Below are 26,904 nucleotides of genomic sequence, written 5' to 3'. Positions count from 1 at the left end.
TTCGCGACCGCAGCGCCTGATGCGGCGATACAGGATGTGACGCGGCCGGGCAGTTTGGATGCCGTCATCCGCGCCCCCCGGGGCCGGCGCGGCGCAGCTCGTCGAGCATGAGCAGGGTCAGGCCCCAGATCCGGCGACCATCGCCGCAGTCGTAGCAGGGCATCGACTTGGGCACGCCGCGAACGCGCCAGGTGAACCGCCCCCGATTCGCGGGCTCGTCGAGCCAGGCCAGCGGTACCCAGGTCCAGTCGGCGATTTCGGCGTTCGTCGTGATCGTCGCATCGCGCGGCCAGCGATAAACGAACGGCGATATCACCATCGGTCGGCGCCGACGATGATCGAGTGTGAGCTGGTCGCAGAGCCGGCCAATGCCGAGTGATCGATCGATTGCCACGCCAATTTCCTCGGCGGTTTCGCGACAGGCCGCGCGCGACGCGCTGGCCTCGTCGACGGCCTCGATGCGCCCGCCGGGCAGGGCCATGTCGCCGGACCAGGGATCGCCCGGGCGATGCGCGCGTTCGACCACCAGGACTTCGGCGCCCTGGCGCGAATCGCGCAGCAGTGCGGCCACCGCGGCGCGCTTGAGTCGCCGACGCAACGGATTGCGCCGTGCGCGATGGCGCTGCAGGCGGGCGATGAGTGGGGCGAGCTCATGCATGACCGTCGAGGATACGGCCGATCGTCGATGGCTGCATCGGGACATGAAAAAAGCCGCCCGGATGGGCGGCTTGCGAGCACGATTCGACGGCCGGAGCGCGACTAGATCTGCTTGAGCCCGCTGGTCAGGTCGGCACAAACCTGCTTGGCGTCGCCGAATACCATGCGCGTGTTTTCGCCAAAGAACAGATGGTTGGTCACGCCGGAAAAGCCCGTGCCCTTGCCGCGCTTGATCACGTAGACCTCGCGCGCGGCATCGACGTTGAGGATCGGCATGCCGTAGATGGGGCTGCCCTTGTCCTCCTTGGCGGCCGGGTTGACCACGTCGTTGGCGCCGATCACGAGCGCGGCATCGGCCGCGCCGAACTCGGGATTGATTTCTTCCAGGTCGTAGATCAGGTCGTAGGGCACGCCCGCTTCGGCCAGCAGCACGTTCATGTGCCCGGGCATGCGGCCCGCCACCGGATGGATGGCGAACTTCACGTCCACGCCGTGCTCCTTCTGCAGCGCCTGAACGAACTCCCAGAGCTTGTGCTGGGCCTGCGCCACGGCGAGACCGTAGCCCGGCACGATGATCAGGGAATCGGCATAGGCCATGGACGCCGAGGCGTCGAAGGCCTCGACCGACTTCATTTCGCCCTCGGGGTCTTCGGCCTGACTGCCCTCATCCACGCCGAAGCCGGCGAACAGCACGTTGGTCAGCGAGCGGTTCATGCCCTTGGCCATGAGATAGGTCAGCAGCGAACCGGCCGCGCCCACCACCATGCCGGCGATGATCATCGCCGTGTTGTCGATGACATAGCCTTCGAAGGCCACCGCCAGACCGGTGAAGGCGTTGTACATCGAGATCACGACCGGCATGTCGGCGCCGCCGATCGGGATCGTCAGCAACACGCCGAAGGCCAGACTCATGAAGAAGAACACCGTGACCAGCACCGGCGCCGAGAAATCGGACGCCACGATCGCCCAGCCGAAGATCACGATCAGCACGGCCAGCGCCAGCGTCGCAATCTGTTGGCCCGGGATGCGGAACGCGCGGGTCAGCTTGCCTTCCAGCTTGGCCCAGGCGATCAGCGAGCCGGCGAACGACACGCCGCCGATCAGCGCGCCCACAACGGCCATGATGATCAGCCCGAAACCGGCCGAGAACGCCTCGTGCGAGTACATCTCTACCAGCGCGATGGCCGCGGCCGCGCCGCCGCCCATGCCGTTGTACAGCGCGACCATTTGCGGCATGGCCGTCATCTGCACGCGTTTGCCCGAGATCCAGGCCGCGGACCCGCCGATGGCGATGGCCACGATCATCAGGATGTAGTGCCAGGCGCTCGCGTGAATGGCCGGATGGAAGAAGGTGAAGATCGTCGCTACCAGCATGCCGGCGCCGGCGACCTTGATGCCGTTGCGCGCGGTGCGCGGCGAGCCCATCTGCTTCAGGCCGTAGATGAACAGCACCGCGGCGACGAAATAACTCGCGTTGACCAGAAAGCCCCAGAAACCCATAGGTGACCCCTTTATTATCGTGGTTGTTCTTGGATCAGTCCTTGGAGGACTTGAACATTTCGAGCATGCGCTCGGTCACGACATAACCGCCCACCGCGTTGCCCGCGGCCAGCATCGTGCCCACGAAGCCGATCAGGGTCTCCCAGAAACCGTCGGCGTTGCCGAGCGCGACCATCGCGCCGACCAGCACAATGCCGTGAACGAAGTTCGAGCCCGACATCAGCGGCGTGTGCAGGATACTGGGTACACGGCCGATGATCTCGTAGCCGGTGAAGGCGGCCAGCATGAAGATATACAGCGCTACAAAACCCGTAATCATGATCGTCTCTCCCCGAATGCTTTCTCGAATCTAAGTGTTCTGTTCAGCGTTGCGCGCTTGAACGGCGGCGTCGAGCGCGGCCTTGACCGTTTCGTTGACCAGTTCGCCGTCGCGGGTCAGCACCGACTTGGCCAGGATCTCGTCCTCCCAGTCGAAGGCGAGCTTGTGTTTCTTTTCGCCCGGCTTGGCGTCGTCCTGGCCTTCGTCCTCGACCACGATCAGCTGCAGGAAGTTGAATACGTTCTGGGCATACATTTCGCTGGCGTGCTCGGCCAGCAGGGACGGTACGTTGGACGGGCCGTGGATGGTGACCGCGCCATGGGTAACGATCTCGTCGGGCTTGGTCAGCTCGCAGTTGCCGCCGCCGGCTGCCGCCAGATCGACCAGCACTGCGCCGGGCTTCATGGCCTCGACCATGGCCTTGGACACGATCTTGGGCGCCGGCTTGCCGGGCACGGCGGCCGTGGTGATCACGGCGTCGGCATCGGCCATGTTGTCGACCAGCATCTGTTGCTGCTGGGCTTTTTCCTCGTCGGTCAGTTCGCGCGCATAGCCGCCGTCGGCCTCGGCCTTGATCCCCTTGGCCACCAGGAACTCGGCGCCCAGCGATTCCACCTGTTCCTTGGTGTCGGTGCGCACATCGTAGCCGTAGACCTTGGCGCCGAGGCGCCCGGCGGTGGCGATGGCCTGCAGGCCGGCCACGCCCGCGCCGATGACCAGTACCTTGGCCGGCCGGATGGTGCCGGCGGCCGTGGTCAGCATGGGCAGGAAGCGTTCCAGCGCATTGGCGGCAATCAATGCCGCCTTGTAGCCGGCGGCATTGGCCTGGGAAGACAGCGCATCCATCGACTGGGCCCGGCTGATGCGCGGGACCAGTTCCATGGCAAAGCAGGTGATGCCGTTGTTCTGCAGCGCCTCGACCACATCGGGGTTGTTGTGCCCCTGGACGAAGCTGATCAGCACCGACCCCTTCTTCATTTTGTTGATTTGTTTGACTTCAGGCGCATTGACCGCGAGCACCACATCGGCGGCGTAGATCTCGTCGGCCCGCCCCGACAGCGTCACGCGCTCGTCGTAGGATTCGTCGGGAATGCGGCTGCCCTCGCCAGCGCCCTTGGCGACGGTGAGCGCCACGTCGAGCTTGGTGAGCTTCGCGGCGATCTTGGGCACCATGGCAACGCGCTTCTCGCCCGCTGCCGTCTCCTTCGCTACAGCAATCGATACGGTCATATTCTTGTTCGGCCCGTGTTCGAGTCGTCGATGGTGTTGTTATATGTCGGCCGGCGGGCGGCCGTATCTCCCTGGCCGGTGACTCACCGGTGCCTAAAGTCTAACCATAGTTTCGGTTAGATAGCGAGGGTATAAGAATATGCTTTTCATTTATTTCGAATGGGAATTGATATTCCAGGCCAGTTGTTGTTCGCGCTGTGGCTTTAACGACTGGCGGACGGGGCCTCGGGTTTCTTCTCGACATAGTTGCCGGGAATCTCGAAACGGCTGTCGGCAATGGGTTTGTGGTTCAACGCGGTGAGGGTGCGCTGTTCACCGGACAGGCTGTCGTGGAAGCGAATCGGCATGCCCGAAAGATTACGGTATGGCAGGCCGATGCCTTCCAGGCCGGTGCCGGCGAGCATGTCGCGCAACAAGGCGAACATCGATTTCACGGTATGGAAGCTATCGCTGGACAGCCCCAGCGCCTCGGCGCTGGCCACGCACATCTTGTGCGCCGGCCGGCCGCCGCGAACGACCTGGATGACTTGGCAGGCAATGCCATCCACCTTGTCGGTGGCCCCGGTATGATCCAGTCCGATGGACTGCGGTTTGCCGTTCAGTCCGGGAATTTTTTCGGCCATGGCCGCGCGGGCGGCCCGGCGTTGATCCGGGGGCAGCTGTTGCAGGCGATGGTCGATTCGGGCGCGCAACGCATTCATCTGGTGGCGAATTTCGCCGGCCGTGTTCTTGTCGAGCCGGGTATAGGTCTGATCCTTCGGCGACACCGAGATGATCGCCGGGTCGCCGCGTTTGTACAGCTGCCAGCCGCTGCCGTCGCCGTCGATGCGCACGGCATCGGGCGTGATATAGACCTTGTACTGGCCGCTGGCGCCCACGTAGGTCAGGGTGGTATCGGCCTGAACGGCGCTTGCCATGCCGGTGAGGCCGATCAGGGCAGCCACGGCGAGCGCGCGCCATATCATGCGAATCATAGAGCGTCTCCGAATGGGATGCCGGTAGCGCATGGCGCAGGCCGGGCGTCGGTCAGTACACTACCCACATGCTGCTGATCGACGCCAGTGTCTATATCTTCCGGGCGTTTCATGCGCTGCCGGACTCTATCACCGGCGCCGATGGCCGCCCGCTGAACGCCGTGCATGGCTATGTCGGGTTTCTGACTGCCTTGCTCGCGACCACTGACGAGACATACGTCGCGGCCGCATTCGACGAATCGCTGACCCATTCGTTTCGCAACGAGTTCTTCGCCGATTACAAGGCCAACCGCGAACAGCCGCCGGCGGACCTGGTGAATCAGATCGGCGTCTGCCGGGCGATCACCGAGGCGCTCGGCGTGGCAACCCTGTCCAGCCCCCGGTATGAAGCGGACGATCTGATCGCTACGCTGGCCGCCGCGGCCGACGAACCGGTCACGATGGTGACCTCGGACAAGGATCTGGCCCAGATTCTGGGCTCGGGCGACATCCTCTGGGACTACGCCCGCGAAACCCGCTACGACGCGGCTGCGATTCGCGCGCGTTTCGGCGTGGCGCCGGCCGCGATCCCCGATTATCTCGCCCTGGTCGGCGACACGGTCGACAACATCCCGGGCGTGCCCGGCATCGGCGCCAAGACGGCGGCGGCGTTATTGTCGCGCTTTGCCGATATCGACACTCTGCTGGCCGATATCGACGCCGTGCGCGCGGCCGACCTGCGCGGTGCGAAAGCGCTGGCGACCCGGCTCGAGACCCATGCCGAGCAGGCGCGATTGTCGCGGCGCCTGGCCACCGTGGTGCGCGATATCGCGCTCGATGCCGCGCAGCGCGACATCGCCCGACGGGCGCCCGACACGGCGCGTCTGCAACAACTGTGCGACGAACACGGCGTGGGCCCGCGGCTGCGCGGTCAACTCGGCCTCGAGGCCGAGAGTGAGGCGATATGAGCGACTGGGCGGCCATCGAATCCGCGATCGGCGCGGCCACCGGGCGCCCGTTCACCGTGGTCGATCACCGCACGGCGCTCGGCGGCGACATCAACCAGGCACATGTGGTTTCCGACGGCGAGCGCCGTTTCTTCGTCAAGACCAACCGGGCCGACCGGCACGCCATGTTCCAGGCCGAGGCGGCCGGGCTGTCGGAGCTGCGACAGGCCACGCTGCTGCGGGTACCCGAGCCGATCGCGGTCGCGGCCAGCGCTGATACCGCCTTCATCGTGCTCGAATATCTCGAACTGGCGCGGCCGACGCGGGCGTCGATGACGCGGCTTGGCGAAGGGCTGGCCGAGATGCATGGCATCGTGGCCACGCGCCACGGCTGGGAGCGTGACAACACGCTCGGCCCGAACACCCAGCACAATGCCCGCCATGCCGACTGGACTGAGTTCTGGCGCGAGAATCGCCTGGCCGTAATGCTCGACGCGCTCGCGCCGGATTATCCCGAACTCGCGCGCGCGGGTGATCGGCTGCTGGCTGTCCTGCCGGATCTGCTGGCTGGCCATAAACCCGAGGCCTCGCTGCTGCACGGCGACCTCTGGGGCGGCAACGCCGGGGCCGACCGTGCCGGCCGGCCGGTGATCTACGATCCCGCCGTCTATTATGGCGATCGCGAGACCGATCTCGCGCTCACTGAATTGTTCGGGGGCTTCTCCCCCGATTTCTACGAAGCCTACTGGGGCGCCTGGCCGGCATCGCCGGGCTATCGCGAGATCCGGCGGCCGTTGTATCAACTGCATCACCTGCTCAATCACGCGCGTCTGTTCGGCGGCGGTTATGCGGCCCAGGCGCGGCGCGTGATGGACCAGCTCGTCGCGCGTGTCTGAGTTCGTTGCCGGCGCGCGCCGGCCGGGCGTAGCGGCGCCGATCGACGCGCCGGTACAATGAGCGTCGATTCATTTCCAGCGCGCGGCGCGCCATGAGCGATATTCCCGTTCTCGATACCCGTGCCCCGACCGGACTGACGCCCGGTTCGAATGCGGCCGAAAAACTGACCAAGCGGCTGCGTCGCCAGGCCGGCCAGGCGATCGTCGATTACGGCATGATCCGCGACGGCGAGCGCATCATGGTCTGCCTGTCCGGCGGCAAGGACAGCTATACCCTGCTGGATACGCTGCTTCATCTGCAGCAGGTCGCCCCGGTGTCGTTCACCCTGCGGGCGGTCAATCTCGATCAGAAACAGCCCGGTTTTCCCGAGCATATTCTGCCGAATTACCTGGCCGGGCTTGGCGTCGACTACGACATTATCGAGCGCGACACCTACTCGGTGGTCACGGAGAAGATCGCACCGGGTGCGACCATGTGCGGACTGTGCTCGCGTCTGCGCCGCGGCATTCTGTATCGCTATGCGCGCGAGAACGGCTTCACCCGCATCGCGCTCGGCCATCACCGCGACGACATCGTGGAAACCATGTTCCTGAACATGTTCCACGGTGCGCGCCTGGCGGCCATGCCGCCGAAGCTGAAGTCCGACGACGGCGACAACGTCGTGATCCGGCCGCTGGCGTACTGCGCCGAGGCCGAGATCGAGAAATATTCCCGGCTCAGGCAGTTCCCGATCATTCCCTGCAATCTGTGCGGCTCGCAGGAGAATCTGGCGCGCCAGAACGTCAAGGCGATGCTGGCGGCCTGGGAGGCCGAGGACCCGGGGCGCAGTGAGCGCATCTTCCGATCGATGACGCGAATCGCGCCGTCGCAGATGGCCGATGGCGCGCTGTTCGATTTCGCGGGCCTGGAAACCGACGCGGATACATGACGATCCGCGGCCCGGCACCGGTGGCATGGACGAATAAGAGGGCGAGTTCTTGAAAACGATTCTCAACCTCCGCATACTCACGGACACGCTGTGCACGTTTGTACACTGCGGCTAAAAGACTGACGATTTCTGACGAGGCTCGCCAAGCAATGAGCGAAAAAACCAAGCGGTTGCGGTTCCCCCAGAACCAGCACATGGACGACCACTTCGATTGGTGGAACTTCCTGCCCATGGGGATCATGCATCTGGGCCTGATCGGTATCTGGTGGACCGGTTTCACCTGGGTATCGGTGTCGCTGTGCGTTTTCCTTTACGTGACCCGCGTATTCGGCATCACCGCCGGCTATCACCGTTATTTCTCGCACCGCGGGTACAAGACCAGCCGCGTGTTCCAGTTCATTCTGGCGTTTCTCGGCGCCACCGCGATGCAAAAAGGCCCGCTCTGGTGGTCGGCCAAGCATCGCGAGCACCATCGTGATACCGACGAGCCCGAGGATGCGCATTCGCCGCGTCACTACGGCTTCTTCGACGCCCACATCGGCTGGGTCTATCGCGAGGCGCGCTCCAACCCGGACATGGACCTGATCAAGGACTTCTCCAAGTATCCGGAGTTGCGTTGGATCGAGCGCCACCAGTACATGCCGGGCATCATCACGGCCGTGATCTGCACGCTGCTAGGCGGCTGGTCGGGTTTTCTGGTGGGCTTCCTGCTGTCGACCATCCTGGTCTATCACGCCACGTTCACGATCAACTCGCTGGACCATATGTTCGGTCGCCAGCGTTATCTGACCGGCGATGATTCGCGCAACAACTGGCTGATGGCGATCCTGTCCATGGGCGAGGGCTGGCACAACAACCATCACTACTATCCGGCCACCGCGCGCAACGGCTTCTTCTGGTGGGAGTTCGATCCGACCTACTACATGCTGGTCGCGCTCTCCAAGGTCGGTCTGGTCTGGGATCTGCGCCAGCCGCCGAAGTCGATTCTCGCCAACGAGAAGCCGCCGACGCAGAAGATTATCGACAAGTGCGCGGTCTACATCGCGGCCGGTTTCTCGGCCGATCGCATCAGCGCGAACATCCGCGAGCGCTGGGAAGGCAGCCACGTCATGGACGACCTGCGCAACCACGCGCGCGACAAATGGAGCGCGGCCGAGGCCTATCTGGCCGAGGTCGAGTTGCCGGAATTCCCGAGCGTGGATGAGCTCAAGGCCCGCGCACACAAGCAGTTCAAGATCCGCCATGAAGGCCTGGACCGGGCCATCGAGCGGGCCCAGGACATGCTGCGTCGTTCGGTCGCCCATCGGCTGATCGAGCAGGCGCAGTCCGACCAGGGACGCGTGCAACAGATCTGAGGGCTCGAAGAACCGAGACGTCGGTCATCATCGGCCCGCGACGGTAACCGTCGCGGGCTTTTTTTGGTTTACCGCAGGGTAGCGGGGCGCGCTATCGTGAAGGGTGTGCCGAACACGGGCCGCGGCGTGTCGCCGCGATCGGCGATCACATCTGGCGATTGCCGGGAATGCGCCGTGCTTGCCAGTAGTGATTGCGCCAGTACACATTGTCCAGGCGCGAGATGGTCACGCCCTGGCTGCTCGAGGCATGCATGAAGCGCCCGCGGCCGAGGTAGATGCCGACATGATGCGACACGGCACCGGTCTTGAAGAACACCAGATCCCCGGCCTTGAGGTTCCGGCGCGGGACCGACATCCCGACCTGCGCCTGTGCCACGGCGGTACGCGGCAGTTCGTAGGACTCGACCCGATCCACCGTCTGGCGCACGAAGCTCGAACAATCAACGCCGTTGCGACTCTGGCCGCCGTAACGATACGGCGTGCCCGCCCAGCGTTCATAGACCCGATGCAGCGCGGCGTCCAGCCTGGCTGTCGCGCCGGCGCGCATACCGAGGTCGGATTCGGCGCTTTCGCTTTTGTCGCGATACTTCGAGCCGCCACCGGCCCGGCTGAGGTCGGAATGGCCCCGCTGCAGCCCCTGGCTGGCGCATCCGCCCGCCGCCAGAGCAACGGCGACGATGATGAGCAGGCGGTAGCTGCGCAGGCGGGGCGGTGTCGCCGCCCGTTGGGCCAGCGCCATGGCTGTCGGGCTTGTGCCGTCCGTTGTCGTGCTCGTCAAGCCGTGCCCTCGCAACCCCTGCCCAAGCTGCTTAAGATAGTCGCATGAACTGCGACTTGAAAAGCCCCGCCGTATGAATCTGCCCGTCACGGTCGCCGCCGTCGACCTCGGTTCCAACAGTTTTCACATGCTTATCGTCCGGGCCGAGCAGGGCCAGAGGCGCGTACTGGATCGCATCAAGGAGTCGGTACGACTGGCGGGCGGGCTTTCGGCCGACGGCCGGATCGATGCGGCAACCCAGCAGCGCGCGCTCGATTGTCTGGCCCGCTTCGGCCAGCGGCTGGCCCAGCTGGACGAGGCCCGGGTGCGTGTGGTCGGGACCAATACCCTGCGCCAGGCTCGGGGCGCCGATGAATTCATCGCCCGCGCCGAGGCCGCGTTGGGGCACCCGATCGAGATCATCTACGGGGTCGAAGAGGCCCGCCTGATCTATGCCGGGGTGGCCGAAGACCTGGAAGCCGTTGACGCGCAGCGGCTCGTGGTGGATATCGGCGGCGGCTCGACCGAACTGGTGATTGGTCGTGGTGCCCAGGTGCGCCGGGCGGAGAGCGTGGCGCTCGGGGCGGTTACACACACCACGCGCTTCTTTGCCGACGGGCGTGTCGACAAGGCAAAGTGGAAGGCGGCGGTCACGGAGGCGCGCCTGGCGCTGGAGCCGCTGGCGTACGATTACCGCGAACTGGGCTGGTCGGTGGCGCTGGGGGCCTCCGGCAGCATCAAGTCGATCGCGCGCGCGGTCGACGCGGACGCGCCCGGGGCGACGATCACGAGCGAGGCGCTGGCCAAGCTCGCGCGGCGTCTGTGCAAGGCGGGCTCCGTGGACAAGCTGGCCCCGGACGGGGTCTCGAGCGAACGCCGCGCGATCTTCGCCGGTGGTCTGGCGGTGCTTGCCGGCATATTCGAAAGCCTTGGCGTGACCGCCATGCAGGTCTCGGACAAGGCGTTGCGGGAAGGGGTGATCAGCGACCTGCTGGGCCGCCTGTCGGCGCACGACTCGCGCGACGACGGCGTCGACGATGCTGCGCATCGTTTCGTCATCGATCGCGATCACGGCCGGCGCGTGGCCGAAACCGCGGCTCGGCTCTGGCGATCCGGCCACCAGGGCGATCAGCTCCCGGAGGGCATGGCGGAGGCGGCCCGGGTGTTGCGCTGGGCGGCCATGCTGCACGAAATCGGCCTGGCTGTGGCGCATCGGGCTTATCACAAGCACGGCGAGTATTTGCTCAACAACGCCGATATCCGCGGCTTCTCGCAGATGGACCAGCACCTGCTGGCGACCATCGTGCGCCTGCACCGCGGACGCCTGCGTACCGAACTGATCAATACGCTGCCGTCCGCCTGGCAGGCTCGAACCCGGGATATCGTGCTGGCGCTACGCATCGCCGTGATTCTGCATCGCGGGCGCAATCCGGCCACGCGACCGCCGGTGACGCTCGCGCACGGCGATGCCACGCTCACCGTTTCGGTCGATGCCGACTGGCTGGCCGAGCGCCCGCTCACCCGGGCCGATCTGGAGCACGAGAGCGAACGTCTGGCCAAGGCGGGGCTCACCCTCGATCTCGTGGAAACGACGATCCCGGAGGCGGCGAGCGGTCGCTAGCTGTGATCTTTCAGTAGGTTGTTCATCCGAGCCGACCGCCCTGAAACTGATGGGTGTCGAATCCTTCAAGCTTCAGGAGTGACCCGGATGAACACCCACAAGAATGCGCGTTTGACCGTTCATGGTCGAGACCTGTTGGTCCGTCGAATCCTTCAACATGGTCAGCGCCCGGTCGAAGCGGCGCAGGCCATGGGCGTGAGCGCGCGGACCGCTTACAAGTGGCTGGCCCGATATCGCGAGCACGGTCAGTCCGGCTTGTATGAACGCAGTTCGCGACCGGCTCGTTGCCCCCATCGGCTATCCGAGGCAACCCGGCAGCGGATCGTGGCCTTGCGGCGTGAGCGGCGTATCTATCGCGCGATCAGTCGCGAACTGGGCGTGCCCGTGACCACGATCGCACGCGTGCTTCAGCGAGCCGGCCTGAACCGACTGTCCGCGCTGGATCCCGCGCCGCCGGTCAAGCGCTATACCCGCGAGGCACCCGGCGATCTGCTGCATCTCGATATCAAGAAGCTCGGCCGCTTCGAGCGCCCCGGTCACCGCGTGACCGGCAATCGACAAGCCGGACGTTCACGCGGCGCAGGCTGGGACCATGTCCACGTGGCCATCGACGATCACAGCCGCGTCAGTCACGCGACAATCTGGCCGGATGAAACGGGACCGAGTGCCGTTCGCGCCCTGATAGCCGCTTTGCGCTATTACCGGCACCTGGGCGTACGATTCGACCGCGTGCTGACCGATAACGGCGGCTGTTACAAGTCGGCTGTCTTCGCCAAGGCCTGTCGGCGACTCGGGCTCAAACACAAGAGGACACGGCCCTACCGGCCGCGCACCAACGGCAAAGCCGAGCGGCTGATCCAGACCGCGCTGCACGAATGGGCCTATGCTCGCGCCTATGACAATGCCGATCAGCGTGCCGCCCATCTGCCCCACTGGCTGCATGACTATAACTGGCATCGCCCCCATGCCAGTCTCGACTACCACACACCCATCAGCACCCTCGGCCTGAACAACCTGGTGGCTTTACACAGCTAGCGTTGTGCTTTTTGGGCTTCGTTCGGCGCAGAAAACGGTCCGCAAATGAACGCGAAGTACGCCAATGGCGGACTGGTATTTCGACCTGACGGATGAGCGGCGCCGTTGTGCTTTTCGGGCTTTGTTCGTCGAAGAAAACGATCCGCAGATTTCACAGATTACGCAGATGCGGTTGTGCTTTCGTGGTGTAGCGGATTCGAGGCGCGAACGAGCGGTCGAGTCGGCCGGAACGCCTCACTCGAAAGCTCTTTTGGGGAACGAAGCGTCAGTGGCGATTTGCGCCGCGATCGCGCTAGTGTCCCTAACGACTAACCGCTATCTGCGTACATCTGCGTTGATCTGCGGACAAATGCCTTAAGGAACGAAGCGAGCCAGTCATGCGGCGCCCCGAAGCCACGGATGTCACAAAATCGAGTCCGCAAATGAACGCGAATTACGCCAATGGCGGACTGGCATTTCGACCTGACGGATGAGCGGCGCCGTTGTGCTTTTCGGGCTTCGTTCGTCGAAGAAAACGATCCGCAGATTTCACGGATTACGCAGATGCGGTTGTGCTTTCGCGGCGTAGCGGATTCGAGGCGCGAACGAGCGATCGAGTCGGCCGGAACGCCTCACTCGAAAGCTCTTTTGGGGAACGAAGCGTCAGTGGCGATTTGCGCCGCGATCGCGCTAGTGTCCCTAACGACTAACCGCTATCTGCGTACATCTGCGTTGATCTGCGGACAAATGCCTTAAGGAACGAAGCGAGCCAGTCATGCGGCGCCCCGAAGCCACGGATGTCACAAAATCGAGTCCGCAAATGAACGCGAATTACGCCAATGGCGGACTGGTATTTCGACCTGACGGATGAGCGACGCCGTTATGCTTTTCGGGCTTCGTTTGGCGAAGAAAACGGTCCGCAGATCAACGCAGATGTACGCAGATTCGGTTTTGCTTTCGCGGCGTAGCAGATTCGAGGCGCGAGCCGGCGACGGCGTCGGATGGGCGCAAAGTGGAACAAGCCCCGCGGAGAACAAAGCGCAGGCAGCCGTTCGCGCCGCGATCGAACCAGTGCCCCCAAATGACTAACCGCCATCTGCGTAAATCTGTGTCGATCTGCGGATAAATGCCTTAAAGAACGAAGAGACAGGTCACGTGGCGCCTCGAAACCATAGCGGTCTCGAACCCAGTCCGCCATTGGCGCCTTTGGCGTCCATTGGCGGACTGAAAACGTGAAATGCCAACGAACCCGCGCCCTTCAACGACCAACCACCGCCTGCGTGCATTTGTCGGCAATGTGGTGGCTTTACACCCGTGGGGTTGCGCCGCGGGTTGCCTCTCATGCCTGGGTGCCGGTGTTGAGCTCGCGCACGTTGGCAAACGTGATATCCGGCCAGCGTTCCTCGGTGAGCTGTAGCTTGACCCGGGACGGGGCCAGATAGACCAGTGCCCCCGAGTGGTCTTCGGCCACGCCGGTTTCCATGCGATTACGGAAGCGCTCGATCTCGCGGGGTTCGCCGTAGATCCAGCGGGCGGTGTAGACCTCGATTCCCTCGAAGCCGGCGTTGACGTTGTACTCGGTCCGCAGGCGCTCGGCGACGACGTCGAACTGCAGCGTGCCGACCGCCCCCAGAATCACGTCGTTGTTGTGCAGCGGCCGGAACACCTGGGTCGCGCCTTCCTCGCAGAGCTGGTCCAGACCCTTGTGCAAGGCCTTGGCCTTGAGGGGGTCGCGCAGGACCACGCGCTGGAACAGTTCCGGCGCGAAGTTCGGGATGCCGGTGAAGGCCAGATCCTCGCCCTCGGAGAAGCAGTCGCCGATGGCGATGGTGCCGTGATTGTGGATGCCGATGATGTCGCCCGGCCAGGCGGTGTCGGCTGCCTCGCGCCGGTTGGCCATGAAGGTGATGGCATCGCCCACACGGATGTCCTTGCCGGCGCGCAGATGCCGCATCTTCATGCCTTTCCTGTAATGGCCCGAGCAGATGCGCATGAAGGCGATGCGGTCGCGATGCTGCGGGTCCATGTTCGCCTGGATCTTGAACACGAAGCCCGACAACGGTTCTTCGCTGGGGACGACTTCGCGCGAGCTGGCCTCGCGCGGTCGCGGCGCCGGGGCCCATTCCACAAACGAATCGAGCAGGGGCCGGATGCCGAAGTTGTTGACCGCCGAGCCGAAGAATACGGGCGTGATCTCGCCGGCCAGATAGCGATCGAGGTCGAAGCCGGAGCCGGCCTCGCGCACCAGCTCGATCTCCTCGAGCAGTTCGTCGTAGTAGTCGCCGGCGATCTCCTTGAGGCGCGGATCGTCCAGGCCGTCGAGGGTCACCGTCTTGCCGCCGGCCTCGTTGTCCGAACCCTCGTAGAGATGCACCTTATCCTCGAGCAGGTGATACACACCCTTGAACGCCCGGCCCATGCCGATCGGCCAGGTGATCGGCGCGCACTCGATCTTGAGGATATCCTCGATCTCGTCGAGCACCTCGATCGGCGGCCGGCCGTCGCGGTCCATCTTGTTGATGAAAGTGAAGATGGGTGTGGTGCGCAGCCGGCAGACCTCCATCAGCTTGATCGTGCGCGGCTCCACGCCGCGGGCGATGTCGATCACCATCAACGCCGAGTCGACCGCGGTCAGTGTGCGATAGGTATCCTCGGAGAAATCCTCGTGGCCCGGCGTGTCCAGCAGGTTGACGATGCGTTCGTTGTAGGGGAACTGCATCACCGAGGTGGTCACCGAGATGCCGCGCGACTGTTCCATCGCCATCCAGTCCGAGGTGGCATGGCGGGTCGCCTTGCGGCCCTTGACCGTGCCGGCGAGCTGGATCGCGCCGCCGAACAACAACAGTTTTTCGGTGAGGGTGGTCTTGCCCGCATCCGGGTGCGAGATGATGGCAAACGTGCGTCTGAGCGCTGCCTCCTGCGCGGTCTGGCGGGTGTGGGCAGTGGCGGCCTGATTCATTTTGCACTCCGATCGGACGACCGAGCGTTCGTATGTCGCTGAGTCGACTCGAAATAATAGCTGTATAGTGCAGCTCTATGTTGCCTTGAGAGAATTTCAATTAGCCGCCGTCGCGGCCGGTGACTATATTTCTTTCCAACGGCGACGGCGCAATACCGTTGCCACTGCAGAAACGGTGTTCCCCCTTCACCGACTCTGCCCGCGCAGCCGCACCCTACCCGAGTCGAGCGGCTGTGCTTACAGGGTGCCGCCCGCCCCCTGGCGGTGCCCACTGGCTGGCCCGAATCGGATGCCCTCCCGATTCGGGCCTCTTTTTGGGTGCGAAACAAACGGCGTGCCTCCGAGTCAGGCCACCGTGAACGGCGACGGCAGATCGGTTTCGTCGGCGGCCTGTTCCGAAACGTCGCCGACCCGGGCCATGCCGGGCCCTTCGTGCAGCCAGTCGCGCAGCGCGTCGAGATTCTCGGGCGCACCGCGGGCCATCAACTCCACATCGCCGTCGCCGCGATTTCGCACCCAGCCGTCGAGAGACAGTTTGCGGGCGGTGTCGCTGGTCGCGGCTCGAAAGCCCACGCCCTGAACCCGGCCGCGGACACGGAAATAACGTGTTTCGGACATGGTGTCTTGCAGGCGTATACTCAAAGCCGAGATTGTACATGTTCGGAGACGCGTGCATGTGGCGAGCGATCAAGCATCGGGCCGCCCGGTTGAGCGGCCTGGCGACGGCGGATCGATCCGGCCCGCGCGAGGCCAGTCTTCGTCTGACTCTGCCCAATCCCTACGGCGGGCCCGCGTGGGTCACCGCCACGCTGGCCTTGTCCGCCCGTCAGCGTGGCATGGGCGAGACGGTGCGGGTGCGCGGGCATATCGACAGTTGTTTTCGCATGCCGGCACACGGCGCCGAGCGTGTCGCGCTGGCGCACGAAACGACGGCCGACGCGCATCCATTGACGCGTTACGCGCGCCAGGCGGCGGCCTCGTTGACGCGTCGGGCGGTGGCGCGGTTGCCCCGTGGCGCCCGTCTGCAGCTCGCCGAACAGCGCCGGCGGCGCTGGATCGACATGCAGATCAGTACGGCGCCGCTGGCGGCCGGGGCCGCTGCCTTGATGCCGGAAGCGCTGCGCGCGGTATATGGCGATCGGTTGCCCCAGGCCATGCCGGGCGGTCCGCGCGTGGGGGTCTGGTCAGGGCCGGCGGGCGGCCCGCGTGGTGGCCTGGCGCGGCTGGCCATGGTCCAGTTCGATCAGCATGACCGCGACGGGCACTATGGCAGCGACGCGGATGAGCGTTTCAGTCTGAACCTCAGTCTCGCCGAGGTGGTCGAGCCGGCCGGCGACGGCGATCACCCGGAGTAGGCAGGACGCCGGCACCGGTCGCGGTCGGGGGGCTACGCGTTGTTGTCCTGTTCCGGGTTGAAGCCCAGCCGGGCGAGCAGCCCTTCGAATTCATCGAGATCGTGAAACGCAATGCGCAGTTCGCCCCGACGCCGGCCCGGGTCGTACTGGATGTGTACCGCATTGCCCACGTGCTCTGCCAGCTGCTGCTCCAGGGCCGCCAGCTCGGGCGGGACGCCGGCGGTGGGCGCGCGCGGCTGGCCCTGTTCGCGTACCCAGTGTTCCAGCCGGCGTACGCTGACGCGCTCGGCCACGGCGCGCCGGGCCAGCCGGATCTGGGCCGGCACATCCAGCCCGGCCAGAATCTTGCCGTGCCCGATCGACAGCCGGTTCTCATCGAGCAGGGCCTGGACCGGTGCGGCGAGCTGGCGCAGGCGCAGGAAATTGCTCACGTAGGCGCGTGATTTGCCGATGCGCGTGGCGATCGCGTCATGGGTCAGGCCGTGGATCTCGCCCAGCCGGGCCAAGCCGTGGGCGGTATCCATTACGCCGAGCGATTCCCGTTGCAGATTCTCGATCAGCCCGAGCACGCGGGCCTGTTCAGGATCGAGATCGTTGCGCACGATCGCCGGCAGTTCGGCCAGGCCGGCGCGCTGCGCCGCGCGCCAGCGCCGCTCGCCGGCCAGCAGCCGGTAACCGTGTGCGGCATCGCCGGTCACCACGATCGGCTGGATCACCCCCGATTCGCGGATCGAGGCCGCCAGTTCGGCCAGGCCGGCCTCGTCAAAGCGGGTGCGCGCCTGATGTGGATCGCGCGCAATCGATTCGATCGGCAGCCGCGCGATACGGTGTTCAGCACAAGGAGCTGGCTTGTCGATATCGGGGGTCAAGACGGGTGGGGTCTGCGTGCTAAGCTCGAACCAACTGAGCCAGTGTAAACCCCGGCGGCCTCGCGGACCCCGAGCCGCGAGCGAGGAGTGATATGCGCATTCGGCAGTATCTCAAGCCGCGGACCGTATCGCGCGAGGTCGAGTCGATCGTGGATCGGTTGCCGATGGGCAACATCGGCAGCCTGGGGTATGACCCCTGGGGGCTGAATCCCGATACCGCCAAGATCACGTTCACGGCAGTGCGCTGGTTGTACGAGAACTACTTCCGGGTACAGGCGCACGGTCTGGAGAACGTGGCCGCCAGCGGTCGGCTGCTGATCGTCGGCAACCACAGTGGCCAGTTGCCCATGGACGGGGTGCTGGTGTCGTTTGCCGTCGCCAACAAGGGGGAAGGCGCGCGCCTGCCGCGGTCGATGATCGAGCGCTGGTTTCCATCCGTGCCGTTTCTCGGCAACTGGATGAACTCGGTCGGCGGCGTGATCGGCGATGCGAAGAACTGCGCCAAGATGCTCGAGCGGGAGGAGGCGATCACGGTCTTTCCCGAAGGCGTGCGCGGCTCGGGCAAGCCCTATCGGCTGCGCTATCAGCTGCAGCGCTTCGGCCACGGTTTCATGCATCTGGCGATGGAGTACAACACGCCGATCGTGCCGGTCGGGGTGGTCGGCTGTGAGGAGACCATGCCGTCGCTGGCCAATATCCGGCCGCTGGCGAAGATGCTGGGCATGCCGTATTTCCCGCTCTCGCCGCTGGTGCCACTGCCGGCCCGGGTGATTCTGAATTTCGGCCCGCCGATGCATTTCCCCAACGACGTCACCAGCGAACGTGATGTGGAGTGGCGGGTGGAAGAGGTCAAGGACGCCATCCGCGATCTGATCGATGCCGGGATCGCGCAGCGCAAGAGTATTTTCTAGATCATGAGCGCAAGCGACGATAACAAGGGCGACAAGCCTTCCGCGGGGCCGGCCGGCCGGGGCGCCCGCAAGACGCCGGCGCGCCGCGGCCCGGTCGGCGCGCCGAAGACCCGGGCCTCGAAAGTCGGCATGGGGCACGGTCATCGCGGCAAGATCATGGTCACGGGGGCGGCCGGCGCGCTGGCCCAGCACGTGATCGCCGATCTGACCGAGCACGGCTACCAGGTGGTCGGGGTCGAATTCCGCGGAGTCCAGGATGAGTACCCCGATACCGTCGACTATGTGGTGGATTTCAATCAGCGTCCGTTCGAGGACGTGTTTCGCGAGCACGATTTCGTCGGTATCGCGCATCTGGGCCGTATCCGGTTCACCCAGTCGACCCGCGGCCGGCGCTATTCGGCCAATGTGGTGGGTACGTCGCGTCTGTTGCGGCTGGCGCGCAAGTACGGCGTGGAGAAGGTACTGGCGTTGTCGACCTTCCACGTCTACGGCGCGGATGCGCGCAATCCGAGCCTGATTGACGAGGAGTATCCGATGCGGGCGGCCAATCTCATGCCCGAGATCGTGGATGCCGTCGAACTCGAAAATCTGTTCAATATTCACCTGTACAAGCATCCGGAACTCAACATCGTGGTGCTGCGCCCCTGCAATATCGCCGGTCCGGGCATCAAGAACGAGATCAGCCGCATGCTCGCCCAGCGGGTGGCACCGTGCCTGGTCGGGTTCTCGCCGTTGATGCAGTTCATTCACGTCGCCGACATGTCGGCCGCCGTGATCGCGGCGTTCGAGCAGAACCATCCGGGCGTATATAATGTGGCACCAGACGATTACGTGACCTATCAGGACGCCCTTCAGCTGGCAGGATGCCGCCGCCTGTTCCTGCCATCGGTTCCTCCGGCACTCGCTCGACGCGCGGTTCGCACGCTCGGTCGGCTGGCGCCGCCCGAATACCTGATCGACTTCTTCAAGTATTCGGTGATCATCGATGGTGGCCTGTTCTCACGTACCTATGACTTCATACCGCAGTATTCGCTGTCGGAGTTGTTTGCCCACTATCGCGCTCTGAAATAGCGCGGGGGCTGCGCCCGTTCCGAGGTTGAGAACTTCATGCCTACTACGTCGCGTTTCCATTTCGCCCTGGTCAGTCTTCTATCCGTGCTGGTCCTGGCGGGCTGTGTCCACAGCCCGCCTTCGGATCCGTGGGACCCGTTGGAGCCGGTCAACCGCTTCGACTTTAAGCTCAACAACAAGGCCGATCAGTACGCGGTCCGGCCGGCGGCCAAGGTGTACAACAAGGTCGTCCCGGCGCGGGTCCAGGCCAGTGTGACCAATTTTTTCGACAATGCCAGCCAGCCGGTGACGATGGTCAACAGCCTGCTGCAGTTGAAATGGGGCAAGTTCAACCAGTCGCTCGGCCGTTTCATGATCAACACCTCGGTCGGTTTGGGCGGCCTGTTCGATGTGGCCAGCAAACTCCATGTGCCGCATCCGGACGAGGATTTCGGCCAGACCCTGGGCTACTGGGGGTTGGGCCCGGGCATGTACATCTATCTGCCCCTGCTCGGGCCGTCCGACGGGCGTGATCTGATCGGCAAATTCGGGGATCAGTTCACCAACCCGATCAACTACATGAGCCAGGTCAACGTGATCAGCAACGACTATCCCTGGGTGCCGTATGCGCTGCGCGGGATCGAGGGTCTGAACGTGCGCGCCAGCCTGCTGGGCTTTGAGTCGACGCTCAAGCAGCAGTTCGATCCCTATGCCTTCGTGCGCAGCTATTATCTGGAGAGTCGCCAGAAGGCGGTGTACGACGGCAACGTGCCGGCACGCCTGACGCGCTCCGACAACGGTTCCAGCAATTTTCCGGCCGCCGCACCCGATTCGGGCCAGAGCAACTAGTCGATTCGTGTCCGATGACGCGGACAGGGCAGCGCTCATGCAGATGACGCGCGATCAGCTGCATGCGGCCGCGACGCGCTACTACAAGACCCGCGGTCCGACCGAGCCCGATGTTGCACTGATCGAGCACGGTGCGGCGCGTGCGGTGTTCAAGGACTACGGGCGAGCGCGCGGCTGGTTTAACCGCTGGCTTGCCCCGGTGCTGCTCTGGCGCGAGGCGAGCGCACTGGTGGCGCTGGATGGCCTGGACGGCGTGCCCCGTTTATACCGTCGGGTCGATGCGCGTGGCGTGCTTGTCGAGTATTGTCCGGCGGCACCATGGTCGCGGGCGCGCCCGCGCGATGTGGCCTACCAGCGGCTGGATGCGCTGGTGGCGGCGATGCACGAGCGCGGCGTGGCGCATGGCGATCTGCGGGGCGGCGGCAATATCCTGGTCGATGATGACGATCGGCCCTATCTGGTCGATTTCGTGGCGCGCGTGCGTCGCGGTCGCTCCTGGAACCGGCCCTGGAACTGGGTCTTCGACCAGTTGGCCGCCGCGGATCGCAGCGCGCTGGCCAAGCTGCGGGTGCGTCATGCGCCGCATCTGGCGAGCGCCGAGGACTATGCGCGACGCCATCCGAGCACTGGCTTCGCGCGTTTTGCACGGCGCCTCGGCCAGCGTATTCGCCGCGGCGTGCGTTTGTTCGGTGCGCGCGGCTGAGCGTCCATGCGTCGATTCATTCTGCGTCTGCTGCTCATATTCATGCCGCTCGTGCGCTGGCCGTTACGCGCATGGGTTGGCACCCATGTATCGCCGTCGGACCTCAACGAGCTGGCGCTCGATACCAACAAGCCGGTCTGCTATGTGCTGCCGGTGAACAGCCTGCTCGATTGGCTCGTGCTGGAGGCGGTCTGCGATGCTCACGGCATGCCGCGGCCCCATCTGGCCGGCAACCGGTTGCCCACGGCCCGGCGTGCGGTGGTGCTCGCCGTCCCGGTGGGGCGGTCGCGCCAGCGCTCGGAGCTGCAACGCATCGTCGCCCGGGGTCTGCACGATCACTCGTTCGATGTGCAGCTGGTGCCGGTGTCCGTGTTCTGGGGCCGCAATCCGGTGCAGGAAACCTCGATCTTCCGGATCCTGTTCGCCGATTCCGAACGCTCCAGCCGGTTGCGCAAGATACTGATCGTGGCCGCCAACGGCCGTAACACCCTGGTGCATTTCGGCCAGCGCATCGATTACCGCAACGTTATCGACGAGTCGGCCACGCCCGGCGTGCTGGTACGCAAGTTGGTACGCGTGCTGCGAGTGCATTTCCGGCGCCAGCGGACGGCCACGCTGGGCCCGGGGGTGTCGCGCCGGGCCCAGCTCATCGATACCTTGATGGCCAGCCCCAAGGTGGTTGCCGAAGTCACGGAAACGGCGCGTCGCGAGCGCAAGAACGTGGCCGCGATTCGGGTGCGCGCGCGCGAATATGCCGACGAGATCGCGGCCGACTACTCGAATATTGCCATCGGCTTCATGTTGCGGGTGCTGACCTGGCTGTGGCATCGCATCTACGACGGCATTGACGTCAAGCATCTACCACGGCTGCGCGAAGCAGCCCACGACAACCGCGAGGTGATCTATCTGCCGAGCCATCGCTCGCATATGGATTATCTGCTGCTGTCGTACATCCTCTATCAGGAAGGGCTGGCGTTGCCGCAGATCGCGGCCGGCGTGAACCTGAACTTCTGGCCGGTCGGCGGCCTGCTGCGCCGTTGCGGGGCGTTCTATCTGCGCCGCAGCTTCAAGGGCGACCGGCTGTATGCGGCCGTCTTCCGCGCTTATGTCGAGACGCTGGTCGCGCGCGGCCAGCCCATGAAGTTCTACCCCGAGGGCGGGCGCAGCCGTACCGGTCGTCTGCTCGCGCCCAAGACCGGCATGTTGCAGATGACGGTGGCCAGCGCGCTGGCTACCAGCGGTCACGCCCCGGTATCGGTGGTTCCGGTGTATATCGGCTACGACCGGGTGATGGAGGTCAAGGGCTACTTCGACGAACTGCGCGGCACGCGCGTCAAGAAGGGCGAGACGATGGGCGATCTCGTGCGCGGTTCCACACGGGTGCTCAAACGTAAATACGGCCGTGTGTTCGTCTCCTTTGGCGCGCCGATCGAGCTGCGCGGATTTGCCGATACCCACCAGCCGGACTGGCGCGAGCGCGTGGCCGAACTCGGCGCGGATTCGCGCGCCAAGTGGCTGCAGGAATTCACGGATACGCTGGCCGCCGAGGTCATGCGCGGCATCAATGCCACCGCGACCCTCAACGCCACCGGTCTGGCCTGTCTCATCCTGCTCGGCGCGCCGCAGAAGTCGGTGGCCGAGGACGAGATGATCCACAGCATGACGTTGCTGGCTCGGCTGGCGCATGTCTGCCCGTATTCCATCGATGCCAGTGCGCCCGAGCCGGATGGCGCGGCGCTGCTGGCCGAGGCGGAGCCGTTGATGCGGCTGATCCGGGCGCCGCACGCCTGGGGCGATATCCTGACCGTGGATTCACGCCAGGCCGTGTTGCTGACCTATACCCGCAACAACGTCATGCATCTGTTTGCGCTGCCGTCGCTGATCGCGAACTTCTTCGCCCACTTCGAGCAGCGCAACGAAAACGCATTGCTCGACGACGCCGTCGAACTCTACCCACTGCTGGCCTCCGAGCTGTTCCTGCGCTGGCGGGCGGACGAATGCCGCGCGGCGTTGGTCGACGCCGTCGAGGGCATGATCGAATGCGGCCTGTTGTGGCGGACCGACAAGGGGGCGCTGCGCCGCCCGGTAGCCGGCAGCCAGGCCTTTGCTGCGCTGATGAGTCTGGCGCGCATCATGCGGGAATCGCTGGAACGCTATGCCATGACCGCCATGCTGCTCAGCCACAACCTCGAGGTCGGCGTGGTCGAACGCGGCCGCTTCGAGCGCCAGTGCCAGCTCATGGCCGAGCGCATGGCGTTGTTGACCGGTCGCAACAGCCCGGAATTCTTCGACGCGCGCCTGTTCCGCAACCATCTGCAGACGTTGGTCAAGGCGGGACTGCTGCGTCAGGAAGGCAACCGGCTGTATATCGACGAATCGCTGCGGCATCTGGCCGAGCATGCCTTGCGTCTGCTTGGCTCGGACATTCGCCAGACCATTGCGCACCTTACATCCATGCCGCAGCTCGAAGACGCCGCGCCAGGGCAGGCCCTAGGCTGAGCCATGGCCGGGACGGCAGAGCCAGCCCATCAATGGCTCTTGCTTTGCCAGGTTTCGATCGCCGCGATCATGTGTTCGCAGGCCTGAGTCAGGCAGTGGTGGGCATCCTTGCGCTCGTTGTCGTCCAGATGCGACCAGGCCATGGCGACGTAGCGCACGCCGGGATCGAGCACGGCCTGCTCATTGATCTGGTTGTAGGCGGTCTCGAGCGCCGCCAGGCACTGGCCGATGGCGTCCGCTGGCAGCTCGGCTTCCTGGAACACCATGACGCAGGCGGCGGTCGCCGCCCGGTCGATCAGATCCGCCTTGTCGGTGGCGGCTTCGGGATGGTGCTCGCGATACAGGTTGGCAAGCCGGGTCACCATATCGACCAGCGCCAGCATGGCTGGCATGTCGTCGAACAGATACTTGTGCCCGCGCTTGGCGGCGGTTTCGGCCGCGGCCTGTAGCGCCGGCCCCACCACCCGGTGATAGGTTGCGGGATCCAGGGCCTCGGGCGGGATGGATTCGGGGTCTAGCGGCGTCTCGTTTTGGTTGTTGCTCATCGGATCACTCTGTCATGCCGTTCAAGATAAGAATGGGGCGCGGGTCGGATCAGTTTTCCGCGATGGTGACCAGCACGCGGCCGCCGCCCAGGTCGCTTCGGGTCAGTTCGATCTCGCCGTTGTAGGAATGCACGATCTCGGCGGCCACCGCCAGACCGAGTCCCTGCCCTTCGCGGGTGCGGTCGGCGCGTACGCCGCGCTCAAGCAGGCGGTGCGGCTGGGATTCGCCGAAGCCGGGACCGTTGTCGTCGACCCAGAGCGACAGCATGCCCTGATCGCTGCGCCGGGCGTCCACGATCACTCGATCCTTGCCGTATTTGGCCGCGTTGTCCATCAGCGTCCCCAACAGTTCCGTGATGTCGCCCTCATCCACGGGCACGCGCAGGGTCGGCGGGATTCGGATGTCGAAGCGGATGCCGGATTCGGCGTAAACCTTGGTCAATGCCCGGCCGAGGCGCTCGGCGATGGGGGCGAGCGCGAGTCGACGCGTGAGGCTGCGCTTGCCGGCGGCGGCTGCCTTCTGCAGTTGATAGTCCAGGATGTCATTCATGCGCGCCAGCTGGGATCTCAGCGCGCTGCGTTGTTCGCCGGACAGTGTCGGGTCCTCGGCGATACCGCGCAGAATGGCCATTGGCGTCTTCAGGCTGTGTGCCAGGTCGCCGAGCGCGTTGCGGTAGCGGGTCAGGCGCGCCTGGTCGTTGACCAGCATGGTGTTCAGGTTGCTGACCAACGGCTGGATCTCGTCGGGGTACTGGCCTTCGAGACGCCGGTCGTCATCCGACTCCAGATTGGCGAGATTGCGTGCCAGGCGGCGCAGCGGTGCCAGCCCCCAGCGCAGGATCAGCAACTCGACGATCAGCAGAATCAGTGCCGAAACGGACAACAGCGTCCACAGCACGCCCTGAAAACGTTGCATTTGTTTGGCAAGGATGGACGTGTTCTCGGCCACGACCAGGGTATAGCGATAGTCCTTGCCGGCTTCGGTCACCCAGCGAAAGCCGAACGACAGGGTGAGCAGCTGATTGCCATTGTCCCGTTTGAGGCGCATTTGCTGCCACTGGCCGACGGCCGGCAGGGCGGGCATGTCGATGCTGCCGAGCAACGAGGGCGAATGCCAGATCATCTGCTTTTTCTTGTTGAGCACCATGGCGTAGAGGCCGGAGTCGGGCCGGGAAAGATCGGACTCCGGCAGTACCCGCGGCGCCAGGTTGAACTGGCCATCGTTGGTGATGTCCGCGCTGCCGAGCAGGGCATAGGACAGCCCCTGCAGGCGGTCGTGCTCGGCCTGCTCCGCGCGCTCGCGAACCGCGGTCTGCAAGGCGACGCCGGTCAGCCCGATAAACGCGACCAACAGCACCGCGGTCGCGGCCAGCAGCCGCGCCCGCAGCGAGTTCATCACGGCGCGGCGCTATCGGCGGGTGGCCGCGGGCGGTCGTCGCGCGCCAGGCGATAGCCGCGGCCACGCAGGGTCTCGATCGGCTTGCGCGTGCCGTCCGGGTCGAGCTTGGCACGCAGGCGACGCACGAACACCTCGATCACGTTGGAGTCGCGCTCGGCGTTCTCCTCATAGATGTGCTCGGTCAGCGCGGTCTTGGAGATTACCTCGCCAGCGTGCAGCATCAGATACTCGAGTACGCGATATTCGTAGGCGGTCAGATCGATCGATTCCTCGCCAACGAAGACTTCCTGGCGCGAGGTGTCGAGCACGATGTCGCCGGATTCCAGCCGCGGCTGGGCCCAGCCGCGCGAGCGCCGGACCAGCGCCTGAATCCGGGCCGACAGCTCTTCCGGCTGGAACGGTTTGACGACATAATCGTCGGCCCCCGCTTCCAGGCCTTCGACCTTGTCCTGCCAGCGGCTGCGCGCGGTGAGAATCAGAATGGGGTAGTCCAGCCCGGCTTCGCGCACTTCCGAGATGATGTCGAGCCCGGTCGGGCCCGGCAGGCCGAGATCGATGATCGCGATATCGATCGGATATTCCTTGGCGTAGAACAGTCCTTCTTCGCCTTCGCCGGTCTCGTCGACCGCGAAGCCTTCCGAGCGCAGACGCTCGCAGACCTGGGTGCGCAGTTCGACATCGTCTTCGATCACCAGAGCTCGCATGCCTGCTTACCTTTCAGCCGGGGTCAACGGCGCGCGTCGATATCCACCACGCGAACCCGGCCATTTTCCAGAAGTTTGACCCGATAGTAAGGCCCGCCCGGTCCGTGTTCCAGTATCACGTTGAGCACGCGCCCGCCGAAGCGGTGGCGGGCGCGTTGCGCGGCCTGCTCCGGCGTGATCGCCGGGCGTTGCTGTTTCTTGCTGTTCTGGCGCTGTTGCCGGCGACGGTCGTTGTCGCCATGCGGGCCGTTGGCGTGGTCCGCCCGGGTATGGGGGTCGGTTCGCAGCAGCAGGCTGGCGCCGCTGCGTTGCGGGGTCGAACGGGTCGCCGGATCGGCCGCCGCGTTGGCCGAATACGCGAGCAGCACCAGCGCGCACATCACCACATAGGCCAACTCGCGCGGGCCGATCGACCGCTGCATCACGCTGACGCACCGGGTCGGGCATGCGGACGAACGATGCATCAATATCCCGATTGCTGGCGTTGCCGACACTGCTGGTAACGATTGTCGGCCATGCGGTTGGCGTTCCAGTTGCCCGCGGCCACACCGGCGGCCGCCCCGGCGCCGGTGGCGATATCCTGGCCGCTACCGCTACCGAACTGATTGCCGACCAGCCCGCCGAGTGCGCCGCCGAGCGCTGCCTGTCCCAGCGGGCTGGTCAGACTGCGCACGAGCACATTGCGATTATCCGGGGCGTTGGCGCAGGCATAGCGCCCGCCGGGCACGGCGTTGAATATCGGATCTACTTGCGGGCCGTTCCGTGTGGCGCAGGCGGCCAGGGCGAGCACGGCACCGATCAGAGCCGTCAACAGGATGGAGCGGAGCGAATTGCGCATGGTCGACCCTCGTTTCGCGCTGAAAATACAAGACCAGCGCTGAAT

General features: G+C 65.0%; 27 protein-coding genes. 13 read left to right on the top strand and 14 right to left on the bottom strand.

Annotation, left to right across the window (positions count from 1 at the left end):
* Window positions 1-64 precede the first annotated feature (64 nt).
* The 5 genes from SALB1_RS04735 to SALB1_RS04715 all read right to left on the bottom strand — a co-directional run bounded on the left by SALB1_RS04735 (window position 65) and on the right by SALB1_RS04715 (window position 4,680).
* Window positions 65-658, bottom strand: a complete 594-nt coding sequence (locus SALB1_RS04735; RefSeq protein ID WP_158590626.1) for a CoA pyrophosphatase — start codon at window positions 656-658, stop codon at window positions 65-67.
* A 101-nt stretch (window positions 659-759) separates the two neighbouring features.
* Window positions 760-2,157, bottom strand: a complete 1,398-nt coding sequence (locus SALB1_RS04730; RefSeq protein WP_109992808.1) for an NAD(P)(+) transhydrogenase (Re/Si-specific) subunit beta — start codon at window positions 2,155-2,157, stop codon at window positions 760-762.
* A gap of 34 nt (window positions 2,158-2,191) precedes the next feature.
* Window positions 2,192-2,476, bottom strand: a complete 285-nt coding sequence (locus tag SALB1_RS04725) for an NAD(P) transhydrogenase subunit alpha (protein WP_109992807.1) — start codon at window positions 2,474-2,476, stop codon at window positions 2,192-2,194.
* Window positions 2,477-2,506: 30 nt separating this feature from the next.
* Complete coding sequence (locus tag SALB1_RS04720; protein ID WP_109992806.1) at window positions 2,507-3,706, bottom strand: NAD(P) transhydrogenase subunit alpha; 1,200 nt, start codon at window positions 3,704-3,706, stop codon at window positions 2,507-2,509.
* A gap of 203 nt (window positions 3,707-3,909) precedes the next feature.
* Window positions 3,910-4,680, bottom strand: a complete 771-nt coding sequence (locus SALB1_RS04715) for a hypothetical protein (RefSeq protein ID WP_109992805.1) — start codon at window positions 4,678-4,680, stop codon at window positions 3,910-3,912.
* Window positions 4,681-4,748: 68 nt separating this feature from the next.
* On the opposite strand from SALB1_RS04715, the gene SALB1_RS04710 reads away from it, so the two are divergent.
* The 4 genes from SALB1_RS04710 to SALB1_RS04695 all read left to right on the top strand — a co-directional run bounded on the left by SALB1_RS04710 (window position 4,749) and on the right by SALB1_RS04695 (window position 8,786).
* A complete protein-coding gene (locus tag SALB1_RS04710) occupies window positions 4,749-5,627 on the top strand; it encodes a 5'-3' exonuclease H3TH domain-containing protein (RefSeq protein ID WP_109992804.1) in 879 nt (292 codons plus the stop codon).
* Window positions 5,624-6,502, top strand: a complete 879-nt coding sequence (locus SALB1_RS04705; protein ID WP_109992803.1) for a fructosamine kinase family protein — start codon at window positions 5,624-5,626, stop codon at window positions 6,500-6,502. The genes SALB1_RS04710 and SALB1_RS04705 overlap by 4 nt, the downstream gene beginning before the upstream one ends.
* Before the next feature lie 92 nt (window positions 6,503-6,594).
* Window positions 6,595-7,431 carry a tRNA 2-thiocytidine(32) synthetase TtcA gene (gene ttcA / locus SALB1_RS04700; protein WP_109992802.1) on the top strand — a complete coding sequence of 279 codons (837 nt, stop codon included), beginning with the start codon at window positions 6,595-6,597 and terminating at the stop codon, window positions 7,429-7,431.
* Window positions 7,432-7,580: 149 nt separating this feature from the next.
* Entirely contained in the window at window positions 7,581-8,786 is a 1,206-nt protein-coding gene (locus SALB1_RS04695; RefSeq protein ID WP_255414501.1) for an acyl-CoA desaturase, read from the top strand.
* Between the two features lie 145 nt (window positions 8,787-8,931).
* Here SALB1_RS04695 and SALB1_RS04690 read toward each other — a convergent pair whose 3' ends face one another.
* Window positions 8,932-9,525 carry a C40 family peptidase gene (locus tag SALB1_RS04690; protein ID WP_199678694.1) on the bottom strand — a complete coding sequence of 198 codons (594 nt, stop codon included), beginning with the start codon at window positions 9,523-9,525 and terminating at the stop codon, window positions 8,932-8,934.
* Between the two features lie 112 nt (window positions 9,526-9,637).
* Here SALB1_RS04690 and SALB1_RS04685 point away from each other — a divergent pair, with 112 nt between their 5' ends.
* The 3 genes from SALB1_RS04685 (at window position 9,638) to SALB1_RS19430 (ending at window position 13,146) form a co-directional block, all read left to right on the top strand.
* A complete protein-coding gene (locus tag SALB1_RS04685; protein WP_109992801.1) occupies window positions 9,638-11,164 on the top strand; it encodes a Ppx/GppA phosphatase family protein in 1,527 nt (508 codons plus the stop codon).
* An 87-nt stretch (window positions 11,165-11,251) separates the two neighbouring features.
* Complete coding sequence (locus SALB1_RS04680) at window positions 11,252-12,199, top strand: IS481 family transposase (RefSeq protein ID WP_109992800.1); 948 nt, start codon at window positions 11,252-11,254, stop codon at window positions 12,197-12,199.
* Between the two features lie 818 nt (window positions 12,200-13,017).
* Complete coding sequence (locus SALB1_RS19430) at window positions 13,018-13,146, top strand: hypothetical protein (RefSeq protein WP_255414500.1); 129 nt, start codon at window positions 13,018-13,020, stop codon at window positions 13,144-13,146.
* Window positions 13,147-13,517: 371 nt separating this feature from the next.
* Here the strand turns inward: SALB1_RS19430 and SALB1_RS04675 are convergent, their stop codons facing one another.
* Both SALB1_RS04675 and SALB1_RS04670 read right to left on the bottom strand, forming a co-directional pair.
* Window positions 13,518-15,137 (bottom strand): peptide chain release factor 3, encoded by a 1,620-nt coding sequence (locus tag SALB1_RS04675; protein WP_109992799.1) that lies wholly within the window; start codon window positions 15,135-15,137, stop codon window positions 13,518-13,520.
* Between the two features lie 345 nt (window positions 15,138-15,482).
* Window positions 15,483-15,755 carry an acylphosphatase gene (locus SALB1_RS04670; RefSeq protein WP_109992798.1) on the bottom strand — a complete coding sequence of 91 codons (273 nt, stop codon included), beginning with the start codon at window positions 15,753-15,755 and terminating at the stop codon, window positions 15,483-15,485.
* Window positions 15,756-15,811: 56 nt separating this feature from the next.
* On the opposite strand from SALB1_RS04670, the gene SALB1_RS04665 reads away from it, so the two are divergent.
* Window positions 15,812-16,492, top strand: coding sequence for a hypothetical protein (locus SALB1_RS04665; protein WP_109992797.1), 681 nt, complete (start codon window positions 15,812-15,814; stop codon window positions 16,490-16,492).
* 32 nt (window positions 16,493-16,524) lie between these two features.
* Here SALB1_RS04665 and SALB1_RS04660 read toward each other — a convergent pair whose 3' ends face one another.
* Window positions 16,525-17,361, bottom strand: a complete 837-nt coding sequence (locus SALB1_RS04660; RefSeq protein WP_109992796.1) for a ParB/RepB/Spo0J family partition protein — start codon at window positions 17,359-17,361, stop codon at window positions 16,525-16,527.
* Between the two features lie 92 nt (window positions 17,362-17,453).
* Between SALB1_RS04660 and SALB1_RS04655 the strand changes: the two genes are divergently transcribed.
* Genes SALB1_RS04655 through plsB form a run of 5 tightly spaced genes read left to right on the top strand, consistent with a single transcriptional unit; the run spans window position 17,454 to window position 23,373 of the window.
* The gene (locus SALB1_RS04655) at window positions 17,454-18,272 is read left to right on the top strand and encodes a lysophospholipid acyltransferase family protein (RefSeq protein WP_109992795.1); all 819 of its coding nucleotides are present in this window, start codon (window positions 17,454-17,456) and stop codon (window positions 18,270-18,272) included.
* A gap of 3 nt (window positions 18,273-18,275) precedes the next feature.
* A complete protein-coding gene (locus SALB1_RS04650) occupies window positions 18,276-19,343 on the top strand; it encodes an NAD-dependent epimerase/dehydratase family protein (RefSeq protein WP_109992794.1) in 1,068 nt (355 codons plus the stop codon).
* 36 nt (window positions 19,344-19,379) lie between these two features.
* Window positions 19,380-20,171 carry a VacJ family lipoprotein gene (locus tag SALB1_RS04645; protein ID WP_109992793.1) on the top strand — a complete coding sequence of 264 codons (792 nt, stop codon included), beginning with the start codon at window positions 19,380-19,382 and terminating at the stop codon, window positions 20,169-20,171.
* Between the two features lie 7 nt (window positions 20,172-20,178).
* The gene (locus SALB1_RS04640) at window positions 20,179-20,874 is read left to right on the top strand and encodes a hypothetical protein (RefSeq protein WP_145961235.1); all 696 of its coding nucleotides are present in this window, start codon (window positions 20,179-20,181) and stop codon (window positions 20,872-20,874) included.
* A 6-nt stretch (window positions 20,875-20,880) separates the two neighbouring features.
* Window positions 20,881-23,373: a glycerol-3-phosphate 1-O-acyltransferase PlsB gene (plsB, locus tag SALB1_RS04635; RefSeq protein WP_109992791.1), complete on the top strand. Its 2,493-nt coding sequence runs from the start codon at window positions 20,881-20,883 to the stop codon at window positions 23,371-23,373.
* 29 nt (window positions 23,374-23,402) lie between these two features.
* Here plsB and SALB1_RS04630 read toward each other — a convergent pair whose 3' ends face one another.
* Genes SALB1_RS04630 through SALB1_RS04610 form a run of 5 tightly spaced genes read right to left on the bottom strand, consistent with a single transcriptional unit; the run spans window position 23,403 to window position 26,859 of the window.
* A complete protein-coding gene (locus SALB1_RS04630) occupies window positions 23,403-23,918 on the bottom strand; it encodes a hypothetical protein (RefSeq protein ID WP_109992790.1) in 516 nt (171 codons plus the stop codon).
* A 49-nt stretch (window positions 23,919-23,967) separates the two neighbouring features.
* Window positions 23,968-25,314 carry an ATP-binding protein gene (locus SALB1_RS04625; protein ID WP_109992789.1) on the bottom strand — a complete coding sequence of 449 codons (1,347 nt, stop codon included), beginning with the start codon at window positions 25,312-25,314 and terminating at the stop codon, window positions 23,968-23,970.
* Complete coding sequence (locus SALB1_RS04620; RefSeq protein ID WP_109992788.1) at window positions 25,314-26,021, bottom strand: response regulator transcription factor; 708 nt, start codon at window positions 26,019-26,021, stop codon at window positions 25,314-25,316. Before SALB1_RS04620 ends, SALB1_RS04625 begins: the two co-directional genes overlap by 1 nt.
* Window positions 26,022-26,044: 23 nt before the next feature.
* Window positions 26,045-26,443 carry a PepSY domain-containing protein gene (locus SALB1_RS04615; protein WP_109992787.1) on the bottom strand — a complete coding sequence of 133 codons (399 nt, stop codon included), beginning with the start codon at window positions 26,441-26,443 and terminating at the stop codon, window positions 26,045-26,047.
* A gap of 41 nt (window positions 26,444-26,484) precedes the next feature.
* On the bottom strand, window positions 26,485-26,859 hold the full coding sequence (locus tag SALB1_RS04610) for a glycine zipper 2TM domain-containing protein (protein WP_109992786.1): 375 nt from the start codon (window positions 26,857-26,859) through the stop codon (window positions 26,485-26,487).
* Between the last annotated feature and the right edge of the window lie 45 nt (window positions 26,860-26,904).

This window comes from Salinisphaera sp. LB1 (genome assembly GCF_003177035.1).
Taxonomy (GTDB): Bacteria; Pseudomonadota; Gammaproteobacteria; order Nevskiales; family Salinisphaeraceae; genus Salinisphaera.
Note: the sequence above shows the minus strand (reverse complement) of the source record. Positions and strands in the feature narration are given on the sequence as shown.